The sequence below is a fragment of the Sphingomonas sandaracina genome (assembly GCF_036663695.1).
GTDB lineage: Bacteria > Pseudomonadota > Alphaproteobacteria > Sphingomonadales > Sphingomonadaceae > Sphingomonas.
Window position 1 is genome coordinate 161,676 of the sequence record NZ_JAXOJK010000004.1, and the last position, 16,157, is coordinate 177,832.

Genomic DNA, 16,157 nt, shown 5'->3' on the forward strand with positions numbered 1-16,157 from the left:
TTTCGCGCGATGAGCGGACCCTGTAAGGGCGCACGCATCATGCAGACCAAGGATCCCCAATCCGACGCGCCGGCGATGCGCGGCGCGCCGATCGGCTTCGTCGAGTTCGTCGCGCTCGTCGCCTCGCTCATGTCGCTGACCGCACTCGGTATCGATTCGATGCTGCCCGCGCTGCCGGCGATCGGCGACTCGCTGGGGGTCGCGTCCGATAACGGCCGGCAGTTCGTGGTGACGGCGTTCGTGATCGGGTTCGGCGTCGCGCAGCTGATCCACGGGCCGCTCGCGGATCGGTTCGGGCGGCGGACGGTGCTGCTGTGGTCGCTCGTTTTGTACGTCATCGCCAACGTCGCCTGCGCGACCGCGGGGAGTTTCGCGTGGCTGCTGGTGGCGCGCGTGTTCGGCGGCGCGGTGATCGCGGCGGCGCGGGTCGCGACGATCGCGCTGGTCCGTGACTGCTATCACGGGCGGGCGATGGCGCGGGTGATGTCGATCGCGTTCATGGTGTTCATGATCGTGCCGATCCTGGCACCGACGTTCGGCTGGGCGGTGCTGCAGTTCGGCGACTGGCGTGCGATCTTCTGGACGGTCGCCGCACTGACGTTGGGCGTGCTCGTCTGGTTCTACCTGCGGATGCCCGAAACGCTGGCGCCCGAGAATGTCCTGCCGATCACGCCGAGGCGGATCCTGAGCGACTGGCGCCAGACGCTGGGCGATCGCAATTCGCTTGGCTACACGCTCGCCTCGACCGCACTGTTGGGCGCGTTGTACGGGTATCTCAATTCGATCCAGCAGATCATGGCGGACGTGTTTCACAAGCCGACGTTGCTCGCGCTGATCTTCGCGACGACGTCGGTGACGATGGCGGCGTGCAACCTGCTCAATTCGCGGATCGTGATGCGGCTGGGGACGCGGTTGATCAGCCACGGCGCGTTGTCGGTGTTGATCCTGGTGTCGCTGGTCCACCTGTTCGCGATCGAGATCGGGTTCGAGACGTTGGTGAGCTTCGCCATCTTCCAGGCGCTGACGCTCGGCTGTTTCGGGCTGGCGACGTCCAATTTCTCGGCGATGGCGATGGAGAATATGGGGCGCATCGCCGGTACCGCGTCGAGCGTACAGGGGTTCTTGAGCGTCACGGCGGGGGCAGTGATCGGCGCGGCGATCGGGCAGGCGTTCGACGGCACCACCGTGCCGCTAGTCGCGGGGTTCCTGCTCGCCGGGGTCGCTGCGCTGATCGCGATCCTGGTGACCGAGCGGGGGCGGTTGTTCCGGCCGGCGTCCACCGCACCGGCGCACGCCTGACGGAACCACCGCGCACGTCCACCGTTCGCATCGGGTAGGCCTGCATCATGCGGGCATCCTGGAACGAGGGAGTGAGACCATGGGCGGACATCAGGTGCCGAGTGCCGGTTCGGGCGACGACGGCTATGACGAAGAGGGTTATGACGAGAGCCAGCGCGCCGAGATCCTCGAGGCCACGCGCAACGGGCCAAGCGACGGCGTCATCCTGACCGACCTCGATCCCGATCTGGGCGAGGACGACACCGACGACGAGTCGATCGACGACGCCAAGATGGACTCCGAAGAGGTCGGCGAGACGGACTCCACCGTCACGATGGACGAGGCCGACATGGACGAAGACGACGTTCAGGACGAACTCGACGACGGCAGCATCGACGACGACGAAGACCTGAAGGACGCCGACGACGTCGCACTGAAGCCCTGAATATAGCGCGGGCTGGCGGACCTGGGTGAGTGCCCGGGTCCCGTCAGCCGGCGTTGGCGAGAATCTGAAGATCGTGGAGATCGAACGCTGCGCCGGTCGCATCGCCATCTTCGTGCCGGGCGTCCGCGGCATCATCCGAGACCGTGTTCAACGAGGCCGTGTCGACTGTTGCCGAGGGCGCGGTTCCTGCAACGTCGTATGCGGTCCACAGAACGCCCAGAGACCATAACAGCGCGGCCCACCGGCTGCGGAAGAGGCGTTTGAAACCCATGGTTTGCGCCTATCGGTCGGGTCGTTTCCAACACTTTGACGGACGCGGTTAAGAGCCACGCTACGCCGATCGTTGCTGCATTTTTGCCACGATTGCCTTTGGTTTGCCGCCGTTCGTTCATCGGAGCGACAGGAAGCGTTGCTGCATTGCAACACATGGGGAGGGTTCCGAGCGTCCCGACTTTTTGTTGCAACAAAGTGGACGCCCGCCGGTTTCGCTAGCCTGGACCAAGCCGCTGCATCGTGCGGCCGGGGGCCACGAAATAAACGATAGAAGGTCTAATTTTCCATGCGTACGCTTTCCCTGGCCCTCGTCCTCGCTGCCACCGCATTCGCAGCCCCTGCCTTCGCGCAGGACATGTCGGCATCGGCGCCTGCGCCCGTCGACACCAGCGCAGCGCCTGTCGACAACAGCGCAGCCCCCGGCGAAGCGGCTGCACCCGACGGCTCCAAGGCGTTCGGCATCGAGCCGTATTTCGGCGTGATGGGCGGTTGGGAGCAGTTCGACAACCAGGGCAACCACGGCATCCCGCGCGCGCTCAACTCGGACGGCTCGGTCCGTAACAACTACCGCGCAGACGGCGCGCTCGTGCAGGGCGTCCTCGGCGTCAACGTGCCGCTCGGCCCCGTCTTCGTCGGCGTCGAAGGCAACGTCATCAAGGGCGTCGATGGCAACATCGATTGGGAATATGGCGCAGCAGGCCGCTTCGGCTTCCGCGCCGGCGACAGCGGCATCCTGTACGGCAAGGTCGGCTACCAGTGGGTCAACTTCGACCATTTCTCGCAGTTTGCGACCAATGGTGGCAACACCAACCGTGACTATAACGCGATCACCTACGGCATCGGCGCAGAAGTCGGTCCGCAGAGCATCGGCCTCAAGGGCATCACCGGCAACGCAGGCTTCCGCATCCGTGCCGAGGTCAACACCTTCGGCGCAGCACAGAGCTTCCGTCCGATGCTCGGCATCATCACCCACTTCTAAGCTTTTGCCCGCACAGGGCATAAGCTGGACGTGACAGGGGCGGGGCGTGACATCGGTCACGTCCCGCCCTTCGTGCGTCCGGGCCCGATCGCCGTGTTTCGGGGGTGTGCGGCGAGTGAAGTTCACAAAGTGCACACGCTGGGAAGGGTCTGCACATGGCATGATACAGGCTCGTCGTGCGGGTTGCGGCATGATGTCTGGACCATGCCGTACCTGATCACGGCACGACGACGTAGGACAGCGGCTTCGCGGGATTCCGCGCCTGATCGGACGTGTGGGGGGATGCTTGATGGAGAGACGGCGCGGCCTCTCGCGAACACGCCGTTGCATGTGCACGCACAGAGCATTTGCTGGACGTGACAGGGGCGGGGCGTCACCAGCCAAATCCCGGCCTTCGTGCGTCTGTGCTCGACCGTAGTGTTTTCGGGGGCCGGCCCGCCGGCGTTGCGGGGGTGTGCGGCGAGTGAAGTTCACAAAGTGCAGGCGCTGGGACGGGTCTGCACATGGCATGCCGCAGGCTCGTCGCGTGGGTTGCGGATGGATGTCTGGACCATGCCGCACCTGATCACGGGATGACGACGTAGGACAGCGGCTTCGCGGGGTTCCGCGCTCGATCGGACGCTTGGGGGGATGCTTGACGGAGAGAGGGCGCGGCCTTTTGCGAACACGTCGTTGCGTGTTCGGGGGTCATGCCGGCAGCTAAGCTTCTACTGTCGTCTCGATCGTTTGACTGGCGGCGGATGCAGAACGCGACGGTCGGGAGTCTGCGCCACGCGGTTATCGCGTGATCTGTGGGCCGCCAATTTGCACGCGACGTGCCGCGGACCGATGTTCACGATGCGTTCGACTCGTTTCCGACTCCGCCTGCCGCAATGCACCCGCTGGCGAGGGTGACATCTTCGCGCGCGCGCGTACGCGCGGGGGGCGATGGAGTATGTGTTTGATTTCATGCGGTTGCTCAGTGGCGATCGCGCGGGCGCCACGCGCCGTGGCGGCTCGGCCCGCCGTCCCGCGCCGGGAGTCCTGCTGCAGCTCCGCCTGGTATTCTACGGCGTGCTGCTCGGGCTGATGGTGCCGATGATCCGCCAGATCGACTGGTCGGCGCTGGTGCCGCCCGGACTGAAGGTCGAATGGCCCAGCGGGTTCGGCATCGCCTGGCCCGCCGGGCATCTGCGCGTGCCGGGCGGCTGGGGCAAGGCCAAGGACACGATCACGTCGGCGGCGTCGTCCTCGACCGCCGTCGCCGGGGTCGCCACGACTGCCGCCGGCGCCCTGACTGCCGCGCTGTCGGGCAACACGCCCGTATCGGCGCGCTTCACGATCTGCGGCCACGCCAAGCGGATCGACTGCATGGTCGACGGCGACACGTTCTGGATGGCGGGCACCAAGATCCGCATCGCCGACATCGACACGCCCGAAACCCACCCGCCCCGCTGCGCGCGCGAGGGTCGCCTGGGGGAGGCGGCGACGGTCAAGATGCAGGCGCTGCTCAACGCTGGGCCCTTCACGCTGACCCCAATCAAGCGCGACGTCGACCGCTACGGCCGCAAACTGCGCATCGTCGAGCGCGACGGGGAGTCGCTGGGCGCGGTGCTGGTCCGCCACGGACTCGCGCGGCGTTATGGCGGCGGCAAGCGCTCGCCTTGGTGTGGATGGGGTAGGGCTTAACCGAACCTTTGGGATGGCTGCTTCATGCAGCGTGGCGGATCAGTTCGCCGCCGTTGTTCAACTTCTGGTGCAATGCGTCTGCCGAAAGCTCGAATCCGTTTGGCCAGGCGAGTGCGCCGCCTTCGATGAAGGCCCGGGCGAAATACGCCGGATCGCTTAGGGGTCGCGTCATCACGGTATCACGGGCGATAAGGCTAGCCGACGACCAATGCGCCGCAGCCCCGTCCGAGAATATCAGTTCGAGGGTATCATCACCTGTAACGGTGAGGCGGACGAGTTTAATCATCGAGGTCTGCACCGGCGATCATCTCCAGCGGCAAGAGGTCAACGCCGCGCTGCCAGTTTGCCATGAGTTCGGGGGTATGGTCGAGAGCCCATTGCTGCACGATCCGTTCCGCCTTGCGGGGCAGGCTTCCGCGGATGATCTTGCCGTCCATGATCCGCACGAACGCCTCGAAGCCCTGATAGCTGGCGTGGAAATGCGGCGGCGGATGATCGTCGAAATACATCCGGATCACGATGCCGAAGAAGAGCGAAATTACGGGCATCGGATGAGACAAGCTCCATTCTGGTCGAACAGCAGAAAGCTATATTGATACTTGAGAGTTCCAATCCCGAATCAGAGAGCCCAAACGAGCCATATCCCGGTCGGAAAGCGAGCCGCTATGCATGATCACGTTGCGTGACCTCTCAACCACTTCAAATACACTTTTTACCCACGGAACATTGTGGAGGTATGGTTCGAAATTTTCAAAGTTATTTTCGATAATCGCCGCAAGGTTAGGAAGCATTGTAAATTTTATCGGATCGTCACCACGTTGAACGTGCCATCGAACTTTTTCCTCCGCTTCCTGCCGATTTTTTGCTGCCGTTCTCACTCGATCGGAAACACAGTTCTCCCACCAACCTTCACCCGCTGCTTCTGCTAAAACTCTTGAAATTAATTCGCGAACTGAATTTTCGAATGCTGCGACCGCAATGTAGACAAATGACATTTTTTCCGCACTGGCAACGTAGTCTACGTCAAGCACATTTATACCAAGCGTTTGCCGCAGGTCCTCAGCGGACGCGGATAGATCATATCGCGTTCGGCGACCCGCCCGATCAAGGGCGGCCTCTGTCAGCTGCCCTCGAAATACGAAGCTGTAAGGTTCGCCTTCATTCATCCAAAAAGGTGCTCGCTGAGGCTGCGAAATAGAGCGTCATACACCTGTGGGTCGCGCGTCTCGGGTAATATTATTTGGATATTATAATGAAGGCCGCCCAAGTTTCGTCCAAGCTGGTGACTGCTGCGATCGTTTCTTGGCTTCGCTCGCTGACGCAATTCGATAGGCTCTTCATCGTAATGAGTAGAGCGATCGCTTTCAGTGTGTTCGTTGTCGACAACGTCTTGAACGTGCGGCAGCGACGAAAAATCAGACAGCTTTACCAAAGCCTGAAAGGTCGTTGCCATCTTATCCAAGACAGACTCACTAAAGCTTCCTTGAGAAAGAGTCTTAAACTTATTAACTAATTCGCTTTTTGAAAGATTCTGGGCATTAATGTTTACGGAAAAGATATCCGTATATGATTCTCTAACTGCGTCGGCTAATATTGACGCAGATTGTGTTTGATCCAAAAAGCTAAAATAGCGCTGCGTCGGCCTGCCTTGATCGTCTAAAAACCCAAGTGATTTTAGCACGCCAATTATTAAGCGGTCCGCAGCGCTTTTGAACTCCAACGACTCTAGAAACCTAGTGGTAAATCTCTCGGGAGCTTTTGCTTGTTGGATTGATTCAAAAATGGCGCCCAGATTTTTCGTACTAGTTAAGTATGATTTCGGAAGCGCCACCCTTGTGTCCCTCTATTCAGCTGCTACGCCTGCTATAGAGAACATATCGACACTTTGCTGTCCAGTATCCTCATTAGCAGCCGGCCCCTTCTTCGCGGTCTGGCGCTTGTCGAACGAGTCCCAGACGTCGTTCCACTGGCCCTTGGTCGCGGCCTTCGAATATTCGGTGGCGCGCTGTTCGAAGAAGTTGGCGTGCTCGACGCCGTTGAGCATCGGGGCGAGCCAGGGCAACGGGTGCTCGTCGATCATGTAGATCGGCTTCAGGCCGAGCTGCGTCATGCGCCAGTCGGCGATGAAGCGGATGTACTTCTTGATCTCCTTGGGGGTCATGCCGTTGACCGGGCCCATCTCGAAGGCGAGATCGATGAAATTGTCCTCGAGGCGGATCGTCGTCTGGCAGACGTCGGCGATGTCGTCTTTCACCGCCTTGGTCAGGCACTGGCGCTCCTGACAGAAGGTGTGGAACATCTTGATGATACCCTCGCAGTGGAGGCTTTCGTCGCGGATCGACCAGGTGACGATCTGGCCCATGCCCTTCATCTTGTTGAAGCGCGGGAAGTTCATCAGCATCGCGAACGACGCGAACAGCTGGACGCCCTCGGTGAAGCCGCCGAACATGGCGAGCGTGCGGGCGATGTCCTCGTCGTTGTCGACGGTGAACTGCTGCATGTAATCATGCTTTTCCTTCATCTCGGCATATTCGAGGAAGGCGCCGTACTCACTCTCGGGCATGCCGATGGTGTCGAGCAGATGGCTGTAGGCGGCGATGTGGACCGTCTCCATGTTGCTGAACGAGGTCAGCATCATCTTGATCTCGGTCGGCTTGAACACGCGGCCGTATTTCTCGTGGTAGCAATCCTGCACCTCGACATCGGCCTGCGTGAAGAAGCGGAAGATTTGCGTGAGCAGGTTGCGCTCGTGATCGCTGAGCTTCTGCGCCCAATCGCGGCAATCCTCGCCCAAGGGCACTTCCTCGGGGAGCCAGTGGAGCTGCTGCTGGCGCTTCCAGAACTCGAACGCCCAGGGGTATTCGAACGGCTTGTACTGCTTGGAGGCGTGAAGGAGGGACATGGGGTAAGCCTTTCGGGGAATTGGTTTTATATCGGGAAACTGGTGGGATCAGGAGGGCTGCGTCATGTTTCCGTGCTCCACTGCCACATCGCGGCGGCGGACATGGCGAGGACGATCGCGCCCGAGGTGAGCATGATGCCGATCATGCGGAACGCGTAGGTCTGTTGCTCGGTGATGCTCGGCGAGCGCAAACGGAGCAGCATCGCGGTGCCGATGATTCCGAGCACGCCCGCGACCACGAACATGATAGCTGAACCATATGTCATGCGGCGAACTCGCATGACATGCGTTGAGATGCCGAGCCCCGTATCGGGGAACCCACAACAGGAGAACGACCATGGTCGATGCAACCCAGATCCAGGAACATGCCGAAGTCATCGGCGCGGACGGCGTCCATGTCGGCACCGTCGACAAGGTCGAAGGCAACCGCATCAAGCTGACCAAGAAGGACTCGGGCGCGCAGGTCGTCGAGGGCAAGGGCCGCCATGAAGGGCATCATCACTTCATCTCGCTCGGGCTGGTCGCGGATATCGAGGACGGCAAGGTCCGGCTTTCCGCCAATGCCGACGTGGCAGTGACGTTCGAAGAAGAGGCCTGACGCGCTGGCGGTGCGCTCAACGCGTGCCGTCGAGCCTGCCCGAACCCCGGTCCGCTTCGTGCGGGCCGGGGTTTTTTGCGTCAGGCGCACCCCGGTCCGTGGTTCACGGGCCGGAGTGACGCTTGGCAGTCGAGGCGCCTTACTGGCAGGCAAGGCACTCATCGTAATCCTTCGACTCGACGTCGATCTGGCGCAGGTCGATGGTGTTGTCCGCCTCGACGCCGCCGGCGAAGCCCGCGCGCTGGACCGACTTCGAACGCAGGTAATAGAGCGACTTGATGCCGAGCTCCCACGCGCGGAAGTGGAGCATCAGCAGGTCCCACTTCTCGACGTCCGCCGGGATGAACAGGTTCAGCGACTGCGCCTGGTCGATGTAGGGCGTGCGATCCGCCGCCAGTTCTAGCAGCCAGCGCTGGTCGATCTCGAACGACGTCTTGTAGCAGTCCTTTTCCTCGACCGAGAGGAAGTCGAGATGCTGGACCGAACCGCCCTGCTCGAGGATCGAGTTCCACACCGCGTCCGAGTTCTTCGACTTCTCGCTCAGCATCTTTTCGAGATACGGGTTCTTGATCGAGAAGCTGCCCGACAGCGTCTTGTGCGTGTAGATGTTCGCCGGGATCGGCTCGATGCACGCCGACGTGCCTCCGCAGATGATCGAGATCGAAGCCGTGGGCGCGATCGCCATCTTGCAGCTGAACCGCTCCATCGCGCCGACGTCGGCGGCGTCGGGGCAGGGGCCACGCTCGATCGCGAGCTGCATCGAGGCTTCGTTCGCCTGGCTGCTGATGTGCTTGAACATGCGGAGATTCCACGACTTCGCCATCGCACCCTCGAACGGGATGCCGCGTGCCTGGAGGAAGCTGTGGAAGCCCATCACGCCGAGCCCGACCGAGCGCTCGCGACCTGCCGAGTAGGCGGCGCGTTCCATGCCGGGTTCGTGGCGGTCGATGTAATCCTGCAGGACGTTGTCGAGGAAGCGCATGACGTCCTCGATCAGGCCCTTCTCGTCCTTCCACTGATCCCAGGTTTCGAGGTTCAGCGACGACAGGCAGCAGACCGCGGTACGCTCGTTGCCGAGGTGATCCTTGCCGGTCGGCAGCGTGATCTCCGAGCACAGGTTCGAGGTCGAGACCTTGAGGCCGAGCTCGCGGTGATGCTTAGGCATCGCCTTGTTCACGTGATCGGCAAAGACGATGTACGGCTCGCCGGTCTGGAGGCGGGTCTCGACGAGCTTCTGGAACAGCGAGCGCGCGTCGACGGTGGCGCGGATCGCCTGGTCCTTCGGCGAGCGGAGGTGCCATTCCTCGCCGTTGCGCACCGCTTCCATGAAGTCGTCGGTGATCAGCACGCCGTGGTGGAGGTTCAAAGCCTTGCGGTTGAAATCGCCCGAGGGTTTGCGGATTTCGAGGAATTCCTCGATCTCGGGGTGCGAGACGTCGAGATAGACCGCGGCCGAGCCGCGGCGGAGCGAGCCCTGGCTGATCGCGAGCGTCAGCGAATCCATGACGCGGACGAACGGGATGATGCCGCTGGTCTTACCGTTGAGGCCGACCGGCTCACCGATGCCGCGGACGTTGCCCCAATAGGTGCCGATGCCGCCGCCGCGCGAGGCGAGCCAGACATTCTCGTTCCAAGTGTCGACGATCCCGCCGAGGCTGTCGGGAACCGAATTGAGGTAGCACGAGATCGGCAGGCCGCGACCGGTGCCGCCGTTCGACAGAACGGGGGTGGCGGGCATGAACCAGAGCTTCGAGATCGCATCGTACAGCCGCTGCGCGTGGCCGGCGTCATCGGCGTAGGCCGACGCGACACGGACGAACAGGTCCTGGTAGCTCTCGCCCGGGAGCAAATAGCGATCCTTGAGCGTGTCCTTGCCGAACTCGGTCAGGAGCGCGTCGCGGCTGTGATCGACCTCGACCGGGTAGATCTGCGCGCGCACGGAGTGGCTGTCCTGTGCCTGGCGCGGCGCCTTGGGTGCCTCGGCTTCAGGCGCTGCGATGGTCTGTTCGATCGTGTCTGTGGTCATGTCGCTATCCCGGCTGCTGTTTCTGAAATCCATCGAAACTGCTCCTAGTGTTCTGTATTCGTTCGAATCGGTAACCTGTCGCCATGCTACCATCGGACGGTCCCGAGCGGGAGAACAAAAAGTGACCATCGCGGCGGTGGAAGGCGCGCTTACGGTCATATCGCATAGAGCTATGCAAGGGTTGTTCTACCAGCGATTGGGTCCGCCCCCGAACGCAACCCCAAGAGATTGTGCCAAAGCGCGGAGAGACGCAAGGGGGTGCGGGGGGCGTCGGCGGCTCGGTTCGTCGTGTTCGCCCTGATCTTTATCGACCAGCATATTCGCGACGCGTGGACTTCTGCGGGGTTCGCGAAGTGCAAGGGGACGAAGCGGGAACGAAAAATTATTTAGCGCGCAAAGGTGGCAAATGTTGCTTGCGCAACCCCGACCGCGACGTCGGGGACTCTAGGTCGAAGCGAGGCGGTCGGCGAGCGCGGAAATGCTGGTGACGGCATGATCCCACGCCTGCGCCTGGTCCGCATCGGGCGCGGGGCGGCCGCCATATTCCATCGGCCGGTCAATATAGGCGGTCGCCAGTCCGCAGGCCCGCGCCGCGGCCAGATCGCTGTGATGCGCGGCGACGAGGCAGAGTTCACCCGGATCGAGACCCAGCAGGCGCGCGGTGGCGAGATAGGCCTCGGGCAGCGGCTTGTAGACCTTGCTGACCTCTGCGCCGAGGATGGCATCCCAGGGAAGCTTCGCACGCCGCGCCATCTCGACCATCAGCGCGATGTTGCCGTTGCTGAGCGTGACGATCGGAAACCGCGCCTTGAGGCGAGTCAGGCCGTCGACCGCATCGGGCCAAGGGTCGAGCCGGTGCCAGGCGTGCGTCAGATCAACCAGCGTCCCCTCGTCGACCGTCGCCGGATCGATCGCATATTCGCGCAACAGATCCTCGAGCGCCTCGCGGTGGAGAATATCGAGGATGACGAACGGCCGCCGTCCGCTGCGCACCTGTTCCAGCGCCGGCTGATAGCGCCGCCGCCAGCCGTCCGCGAAGCGATGCGGGTCGATGTCGGACCGGCCGAGACCGGCCAGCACGGGCGCTGCGTCTCGCGCGATGCCGGAGCGCCAATCGACCACCGTGCCGAAAACGTCGAAGGCCAAAGCTTTGATCGCCATGTGCAGTCTCCCGCTAGGGATACGACGGGGAATCCTGACGGTTCCGTCGCTTGATTTGGGGGCGGGTGGCAGATGGGCGGGAGCGCGCTTATCCCGTCCTGCGCAGACGCGATCCCGGGGCCTGGTTCAGCTTTGCGAGATTGAAGGCCTCGTGAAACTCGATTCCAGCCTTCCCGTTACGCGCCCAGCGGATACGCGCCGGGACCATCTGATGCTCGAGCAGTTCGATCAGCATCTCTAGACCGTCGGGATTGCCGTCGACCGAAATGCCATCGATCATCGCGCCGGACGTCGAGATATCGCGGATGCGGACATCGCCGCGCACCCCGTCGATGAGGATGCCGGCCGAGCGCAGCATCTTCGTCCTTGGCGCGCGACTGACCTTGAAGCCGCTTGGGGTGGCGACTCCGTTTTGCGCCGTCAACTGGCGCAACGCGTCCTCGGCGCTGACCGGGCGGCCATAGACATAGCCCTGGATATGGCTGCACCCGAGTTCGCGGATCAGGTCGATCTCGTCCTGGATCTCCACGCCTTCCGCGGTGGTCTCCATCCCGAGCGTGTCGGCCAGCGTGACGATCGCCTTGATGATCGCGGCGTTACGATTGCCGGGTTCGGCGGCACCCCTGACGAAGGACTGGTCGATCTTGATCTTGTCGAACGGCGCGTTGCGCAGATAGCCGAGCGACGAATATCCCGTGCCGAAATCGTCGAGCGCGAGGCGGACGCCGACCCCTTTCAGCGACTTGAACATCTGCTCGGACGAGGTGGTTTCGTCGAGGAACACGCCCTCGGTGATCTCGAGTTCGAGGCGGTTGGCGGCAATCCCCGATTGTGCGAGCGCACTGGTGACGAGTGCGGGCAGCACCGGGTTGGCGAACTGGATGGGCGACACGTTGACCGCGACGCGGATCCGGTCGGGCCAGCGCGCGGCCTCGATACAGGCGGTTCGCAGGACCCATTCGCCGATCGCCTCGATCAGCCCGCATTCTTCGGCGACCGGAATGAAATCGGCTGGCGAGACCAGCCCGCGAGTCGGATGGTTCCAGCGGATCAGGGCTTCGTAGCCGACGACCTGGGTCGTCTTCATGCTGACGACGGGCTGGTAGCACAAATGGAACGCGCCCGTCGCAACCGCGGCGCGCAGATCGTCTTCGAGCAGTTTGCGCGTCTTGGCGCCGACCAGCATGTCGTCCGAATAGAAACGGTGGACGCCGCGGCCGTCGGCCTTGGCCGCATACAAGGCCAGATCGGCGTTGCGGACGAGCGTTTCCGACGTGTCGCCGTCGCCGGGGGCAATCGCGATGCCGATCGAGCACCCGATCGTGACGGCAGTACCTGCAACCGAATATGGCTGCGACAAGGATGCGATAAGGTCGCGGGCGAGCGCCGCCAGTTTGTCGCGATTGTCCATGCTGGGCAACACGACCTCGAACTCGTCACCGCCCAGGCGCCCGACCAGACCGGCGTCGCCGACCCCGCGTTGCAGGCGTTGCGCGACCAGCTTGAGCAGCGCGTCGCCGGCCTGATGACCGAGCGTGTCGTTGACCGCCTTGAACCGGTCCAGATCCATCAGAAACAGCGATGTCGAGCGATAGGGCCCGGCCAGCTGCGCCAGCGTCTTGTCGAGCGACAGCCGCATCCGCTGGCGATTGGCGAGCCCGGTCAGCCCGTCGAACAGCGCCAGCCGCGTGATCTCGGCCTCCGACTTGCGCTTCTCCGTCAGGTCGCTGCCCGAACCGATGAAGCCCTGGAAGCGACCGAGTTCGTCGACCACCGGGCGACCGGAAATCGACCACCATTGCTCGCAGTCCGACGTCGTCGCGCACACCGAATAGTCCGAGAACGAGGTCCGCGACGAGATATGGAACGCGAGCGTGCGCTCGGTGCCGGGCGCGTCGCTGTCCATCTTGAACAAGGCGGTGAGCGGCTGGCCGATCGCACCGTCGGCAAGCCCCAGATCGTCGACCACCTTGGCGGACAGATAGGTGATCTTGCCCTGGCGATCCGCCTCCCAGAACCAGCCTGTCCCTTGACCCTCGAACTCCGCGATCATGCGGACCGCAAGATCGCCCGTGCCGGCCTGTTCGGCCCGATCGAGCTCCCGATCGAGGTCGACCTGCGCCAGTTTCCGGGTGACGACCGCAAGGCTGGCAAGGCACAGCAGCGCCGTGGCGAGCGCAAAGCCGACGCCCGCCAGTGCGGCGAGCGTGAGTACGGCGCCGATGCCTATCCCGAGGGTTGCCGCTCGTACCGCGTGGACGCTGACGGCGGTGACGACGATCGTACCGGCGACCGCGGTGAAACACCCGAACTGCAGCGGGCCCGCCGGCATCCGTCCGACCGTCCAGAGCATCGACACCAGCAGGGCCGATATCGCGACGACACCGAGCGTGATCATCCAGTTGCGCTGGAAAGGCCGCGACTGACGCAGCGCGGGGACGCGCAGGACGCAGAATATAGCCCCCGACACGACGGCAAGCGTCGCTGCGTGGATGGCGAGCAGCCATACGGACGCGCCAAGGCCAGAACTTGCCGGCGCGAAAAGCCCCGTGGCGATCAGGATCGCGCACATGACGACCTGAGTCGCGACCGTAAACGGCCATACCGCGGCGATCTGACTGATCCTGCGATCCTGCAACGCGGCGATCTGTTCCCGCGGATCCTCCGCCAGACCGAACAAGGCGGTGGCGGGCGATCGATCGCGGGCGCGGCGATCGGCAACGGGGAGGGGCGCGTACATAAGCCAAACTATGGCGTCGATACCTTGCCAAGATGATCAGGAATCGAGGTTAACGCGAAAAGCCCGTCGCGCCCGCACGAACCGGTCGCCACGGGCGTCGAGTTGTCGCGACGTCACGGGATAGCTATCGACGCTGCCGCGTTGAGGGGGTGATTCCAGATCACGAGGTATCCCCATGAGCGCAGTTTCCACCATCACGTCCGCCCTCGGGCTGGGCAAGAAGAAGGTCCGCTATGCGATCGTCGGGCTCGGCGATATCTCGCAGGCGTCGATGATGCCGGGCGTCGCCCACACCGGCAATTCGGAGATCGCCGCGCTCGTCACGGACGATGCGGAGAAGGCGCGGGAGCTGGGCAAGATGTACGGCGTCGATGCGACCTATCGCTACGACCAGTTCGACGAACTGCTTGCCTCGGGGCTGATCGACGCGGTCTATCTCGGGACGCCGAACTGGCGTCATGCCGAGTTCGCGATCCCTGCGCTGAAGGCCGGCATCCATGTGCTGTCGGAGAAGCCGCTGGAGATTTCGGTCGAGAAGGCCGAAGCGATCCGCGACGCCGAGCGCGCCTCTTCGGCCAAGCTGATGACGGCGTACCGGCTGCATTTCGAGCCGTCGACGCTCGATGCGATCCGCCGCATCCGGGCGGGCGAACTGGGTGAGCTGATCGCGTTCACCTCGTGCTTCACGCAGAAGGTCGATCCGGCCAACCACCGCGTGAAGAACGGCGTCACCGCCGGGCCGCTGTTCGACATGGCACCGTATCCGATCAACGCGACGCGCTATCTGTTCGGGGCGGAGCCGGTCGAGGTCGTCTCGGCGATCGCGACGCGTCATGCCGATTCCGGCTTTCCCGATCTCGACGACACGTTCGCGGTGACGTTGCGCTTTCCCGGCGACCGGTTCGCGCAGTTCACCGTCTCCTATTATGCGAACAACGTCGACAGCCTGACGATCACGGGCACCAAGGGCAGTATCCTCATGGACCCCGCCTATGGCTTTGGCGACGCGATGGAGCAGCGCGTCACGATCGGCGAGGACAAGAGCCATGAGAGCTTCAAGCCGACCGACCAGTTCGGCGGCGAGATGCGCTATTTCTCCGACTGCATCCTCGAGGATCGCGATCCGGAACCCGATGCCGAGGAAGGGCTTGCCGATCTGCGCGTGATCGAGGGTGTGCTGGACGCGCTCAAGACCGGCGGGCGCGTGACGTTGCCACCGTTCGTGCGCTCGCGTCGGATCTCGGCGGACCAGGAGCAGACCTTGTCGCCGATCAAGGTGCCCGAGCTCGTCAACGCCGCCAGCCCGACCGGTTGATCCGCACAATGCTCGCCTTCCTCGATTTCGAAGCGTCGTCGCTGGGGAAGGCGAGCTATCCGATCGAGGTGGCATGGGTGTTCGAGGACGGCACGTCGGAGAGCCACCTGATCCGGCCTGCGCCGGACTGGACCGACTGGGATCCGGCGGCACAGGCGATCCACGGGATCGAGCGTCGGGAACTGGAGGAGGCGGGCGAGGATCACGCCGTTGTAGCGGCGCGGATGGTGGAGGCGCTGGCGGGGCATGATCTGCTGGCGAGTGCGCCGTCCTGGGATGGCAAATGGCTCAGTGCGCTGTTGCGTGCGGGCGGTCAGCCGCGGCGGGTGTTGCGGTTGCGCCGCAGCGACGAGGCGCGGCTGGAGGCGGCGCGGGTGTGCCTTGCGGGTGTGGAGCCGGCGGCGGTGCGGGAGGCGCTGGCGCGGGAGGTGGTCGGTGCGGTGTCGCAGCGGCGGAATGGACGGGTGCCGGATCACCGGGCGCTGGCCGATGCGGTCGAGGAGCGGGAGCAGTGGCTTGAGGTGAAGGCTGAGGCTGCGTTGCGGGCTGGGGTGTGGGCGGCATCGCCTGGCTTGGCTGCGAGGTCGACCTAGCCGTGTTTCCCCGCGGAGGCGGGGACCCAGACTGGGCTCCCGCCTTCGCGAGAGAACAAGCGGGTGTTGGCTGCTCAAGGTTACGGACGCCATCTGTCGCCGAACCCACTATGTCGTTAGCCTTCGCCTACGCGTATCATCCGCGATCGGCTGTTTTGGACCCCCACGTCACCCACTCC

General features: G+C 63.4%; 17 protein-coding genes. 7 read left to right on the forward strand and 10 right to left on the reverse strand.

Going from position 1 to position 16,157, the window contains the following annotated elements; all coding sequences use genetic code 11:
- Nucleotides 1-9: 9 nt before the first annotated feature.
- Both U1707_RS13640 and U1707_RS13645 read left to right on the forward strand, forming a co-directional pair.
- Nucleotides 10-1,299, forward strand: a complete 1,290-nt coding sequence (locus tag U1707_RS13640; protein ID WP_332800624.1) for a multidrug effflux MFS transporter — start codon at nt 10-12, stop codon at nt 1,297-1,299.
- Nucleotides 1,300-1,378: 79 nt separating this feature from the next.
- Nucleotides 1,379-1,723 carry a DNA primase gene (locus U1707_RS13645; RefSeq protein ID WP_332800625.1) on the forward strand — a complete coding sequence of 115 codons (345 nt, stop codon included), beginning with the start codon at nt 1,379-1,381 and terminating at the stop codon, nt 1,721-1,723.
- Nucleotides 1,724-1,766: 43 nt separating this feature from the next.
- Here the strand turns inward: U1707_RS13645 and U1707_RS13650 are convergent, their stop codons facing one another.
- Nucleotides 1,767-1,994: a hypothetical protein gene (locus tag U1707_RS13650; protein ID WP_332800626.1), complete on the reverse strand. Its 228-nt coding sequence runs from the start codon at nt 1,992-1,994 to the stop codon at nt 1,767-1,769.
- A gap of 288 nt (nt 1,995-2,282) precedes the next feature.
- Here U1707_RS13650 and U1707_RS13655 point away from each other — a divergent pair, with 288 nt between their 5' ends.
- Both U1707_RS13655 and U1707_RS13660 read left to right on the forward strand, forming a co-directional pair.
- Nucleotides 2,283-2,975 (forward strand): opacity protein, encoded by a 693-nt coding sequence (locus U1707_RS13655; protein WP_332800627.1) that lies wholly within the window; start codon nt 2,283-2,285, stop codon nt 2,973-2,975.
- Nucleotides 2,976-3,911: 936 nt separating this feature from the next.
- Entirely contained in the window at nt 3,912-4,643 is a 732-nt protein-coding gene (locus U1707_RS13660; RefSeq protein WP_332800628.1) for a thermonuclease family protein, read from the forward strand.
- Between the two features lie 22 nt (nt 4,644-4,665).
- On the opposite strand, the gene U1707_RS13665 is transcribed toward U1707_RS13660, so the two are convergent.
- The 6 genes from U1707_RS13665 to U1707_RS13690 form a co-directional block, all read right to left on the reverse strand.
- The gene (locus U1707_RS13665) at nt 4,666-4,929 is read right to left on the reverse strand and encodes a DUF2442 domain-containing protein (protein ID WP_332800629.1); all 264 of its coding nucleotides are present in this window, start codon (nt 4,927-4,929) and stop codon (nt 4,666-4,668) included.
- Nucleotides 4,922-5,191: a DUF4160 domain-containing protein gene (locus U1707_RS13670; RefSeq protein ID WP_332754843.1), complete on the reverse strand. Its 270-nt coding sequence runs from the start codon at nt 5,189-5,191 to the stop codon at nt 4,922-4,924. The genes U1707_RS13665 and U1707_RS13670 overlap by 8 nt, the downstream gene beginning before the upstream one ends.
- A gap of 39 nt (nt 5,192-5,230) precedes the next feature.
- On the reverse strand, nt 5,231-5,809 hold the full coding sequence (locus tag U1707_RS13675) for a Swt1 family HEPN domain-containing protein (RefSeq protein ID WP_332800630.1): 579 nt from the start codon (nt 5,807-5,809) through the stop codon (nt 5,231-5,233).
- Entirely contained in the window at nt 5,806-6,474 is a 669-nt protein-coding gene (locus U1707_RS13680) for a DUF5343 domain-containing protein (RefSeq protein WP_332800631.1), read from the reverse strand. Before U1707_RS13680 ends, U1707_RS13675 begins: the two co-directional genes overlap by 4 nt.
- A 12-nt stretch (nt 6,475-6,486) precedes the next feature.
- Entirely contained in the window at nt 6,487-7,545 is a 1,059-nt protein-coding gene (locus U1707_RS13685; RefSeq protein ID WP_332800632.1) for a ribonucleotide-diphosphate reductase subunit beta, read from the reverse strand.
- Nucleotides 7,546-7,607: 62 nt separating this feature from the next.
- The gene (locus tag U1707_RS13690) at nt 7,608-7,811 is read right to left on the reverse strand and encodes a hypothetical protein (RefSeq protein WP_131587558.1); all 204 of its coding nucleotides are present in this window, start codon (nt 7,809-7,811) and stop codon (nt 7,608-7,610) included.
- A 71-nt stretch (nt 7,812-7,882) separates the two neighbouring features.
- On the opposite strand from U1707_RS13690, the gene U1707_RS13695 reads away from it, so the two are divergent.
- On the forward strand, nt 7,883-8,143 hold the full coding sequence (locus U1707_RS13695; protein ID WP_187502156.1) for a DUF2171 domain-containing protein: 261 nt from the start codon (nt 7,883-7,885) through the stop codon (nt 8,141-8,143).
- A 139-nt stretch (nt 8,144-8,282) separates the two neighbouring features.
- Here the strand turns inward: U1707_RS13695 and U1707_RS13700 are convergent, their stop codons facing one another.
- From U1707_RS13700 to U1707_RS13710, 3 genes are all read right to left on the reverse strand, one after another.
- A complete protein-coding gene (locus U1707_RS13700; RefSeq protein ID WP_332800633.1) occupies nt 8,283-10,202 on the reverse strand; it encodes a ribonucleoside-diphosphate reductase subunit alpha in 1,920 nt (639 codons plus the stop codon).
- A 411-nt stretch (nt 10,203-10,613) separates the two neighbouring features.
- Nucleotides 10,614-11,330 carry a haloacid dehalogenase type II gene (locus tag U1707_RS13705; protein ID WP_332800634.1) on the reverse strand — a complete coding sequence of 239 codons (717 nt, stop codon included), beginning with the start codon at nt 11,328-11,330 and terminating at the stop codon, nt 10,614-10,616.
- A gap of 88 nt (nt 11,331-11,418) precedes the next feature.
- Nucleotides 11,419-14,070: an EAL domain-containing protein gene (locus tag U1707_RS13710; protein WP_332800635.1), complete on the reverse strand. Its 2,652-nt coding sequence runs from the start codon at nt 14,068-14,070 to the stop codon at nt 11,419-11,421.
- A gap of 175 nt (nt 14,071-14,245) precedes the next feature.
- Between U1707_RS13710 and U1707_RS13715 the strand changes: the two genes are divergently transcribed.
- Nucleotides 14,246-15,385, forward strand: coding sequence for a Gfo/Idh/MocA family protein (locus U1707_RS13715; protein ID WP_332800636.1), 1,140 nt, complete (start codon nt 14,246-14,248; stop codon nt 15,383-15,385).
- A gap of 8 nt (nt 15,386-15,393) precedes the next feature.
- Nucleotides 15,394-15,978, forward strand: a complete 585-nt coding sequence (locus U1707_RS13720; protein ID WP_332800637.1) for a 3'-5' exonuclease — start codon at nt 15,394-15,396, stop codon at nt 15,976-15,978.
- Nucleotides 15,979-16,157: the final 179 nt, after the last annotated feature.

Excerpts from the sequence above, each read along its gene's own strand:
- U1707_RS13640 (WP_332800624.1), top strand. The coding sequence starts at position 10 with ATGAGCGGACCCTGTAAGGGCGCACGCATCATGCAGACCAAGGATCCC.
- U1707_RS13645 (WP_332800625.1), top strand. The coding sequence starts at position 1,379 with ATGGGCGGACATCAGGTGCCGAGTGCCGGTTCGGGCGACGACGGCTAT.
- U1707_RS13650 (WP_332800626.1), bottom strand. The coding sequence starts at position 1,994 with ATGGGTTTCAAACGCCTCTTCCGCAGCCGGTGGGCCGCGCTGTTATGG.
- U1707_RS13655 (WP_332800627.1), top strand. The coding sequence starts at position 2,283 with ATGCGTACGCTTTCCCTGGCCCTCGTCCTCGCTGCCACCGCATTCGCA.
- U1707_RS13665 (WP_332800629.1), bottom strand. The coding sequence starts at position 4,929 with ATGATTAAACTCGTCCGCCTCACCGTTACAGGTGATGATACCCTCGAA.
- U1707_RS13670 (WP_332754843.1), bottom strand. The coding sequence starts at position 5,191 with ATGCCCGTAATTTCGCTCTTCTTCGGCATCGTGATCCGGATGTATTTC.
- U1707_RS13675 (WP_332800630.1), bottom strand. The coding sequence starts at position 5,809 with ATGAATGAAGGCGAACCTTACAGCTTCGTATTTCGAGGGCAGCTGACA.
- U1707_RS13685 (WP_332800632.1), bottom strand. The coding sequence starts at position 7,545 with ATGTCCCTCCTTCACGCCTCCAAGCAGTACAAGCCGTTCGAATACCCC.
- U1707_RS13690 (WP_131587558.1), bottom strand. The coding sequence starts at position 7,811 with ATGACATATGGTTCAGCTATCATGTTCGTGGTCGCGGGCGTGCTCGGA.
- U1707_RS13695 (WP_187502156.1), top strand. The coding sequence starts at position 7,883 with ATGGTCGATGCAACCCAGATCCAGGAACATGCCGAAGTCATCGGCGCG.
- U1707_RS13700 (WP_332800633.1), bottom strand. The coding sequence starts at position 10,202 with ATGGATTTCAGAAACAGCAGCCGGGATAGCGACATGACCACAGACACG.
- U1707_RS13705 (WP_332800634.1), bottom strand. The coding sequence starts at position 11,330 with ATGGCGATCAAAGCTTTGGCCTTCGACGTTTTCGGCACGGTGGTCGAT.
- U1707_RS13710 (WP_332800635.1), bottom strand. The coding sequence starts at position 14,070 with ATGTACGCGCCCCTCCCCGTTGCCGATCGCCGCGCCCGCGATCGATCG.
- U1707_RS13715 (WP_332800636.1), top strand. The coding sequence starts at position 14,246 with ATGAGCGCAGTTTCCACCATCACGTCCGCCCTCGGGCTGGGCAAGAAG.
- U1707_RS13720 (WP_332800637.1), top strand. The coding sequence starts at position 15,394 with ATGCTCGCCTTCCTCGATTTCGAAGCGTCGTCGCTGGGGAAGGCGAGC.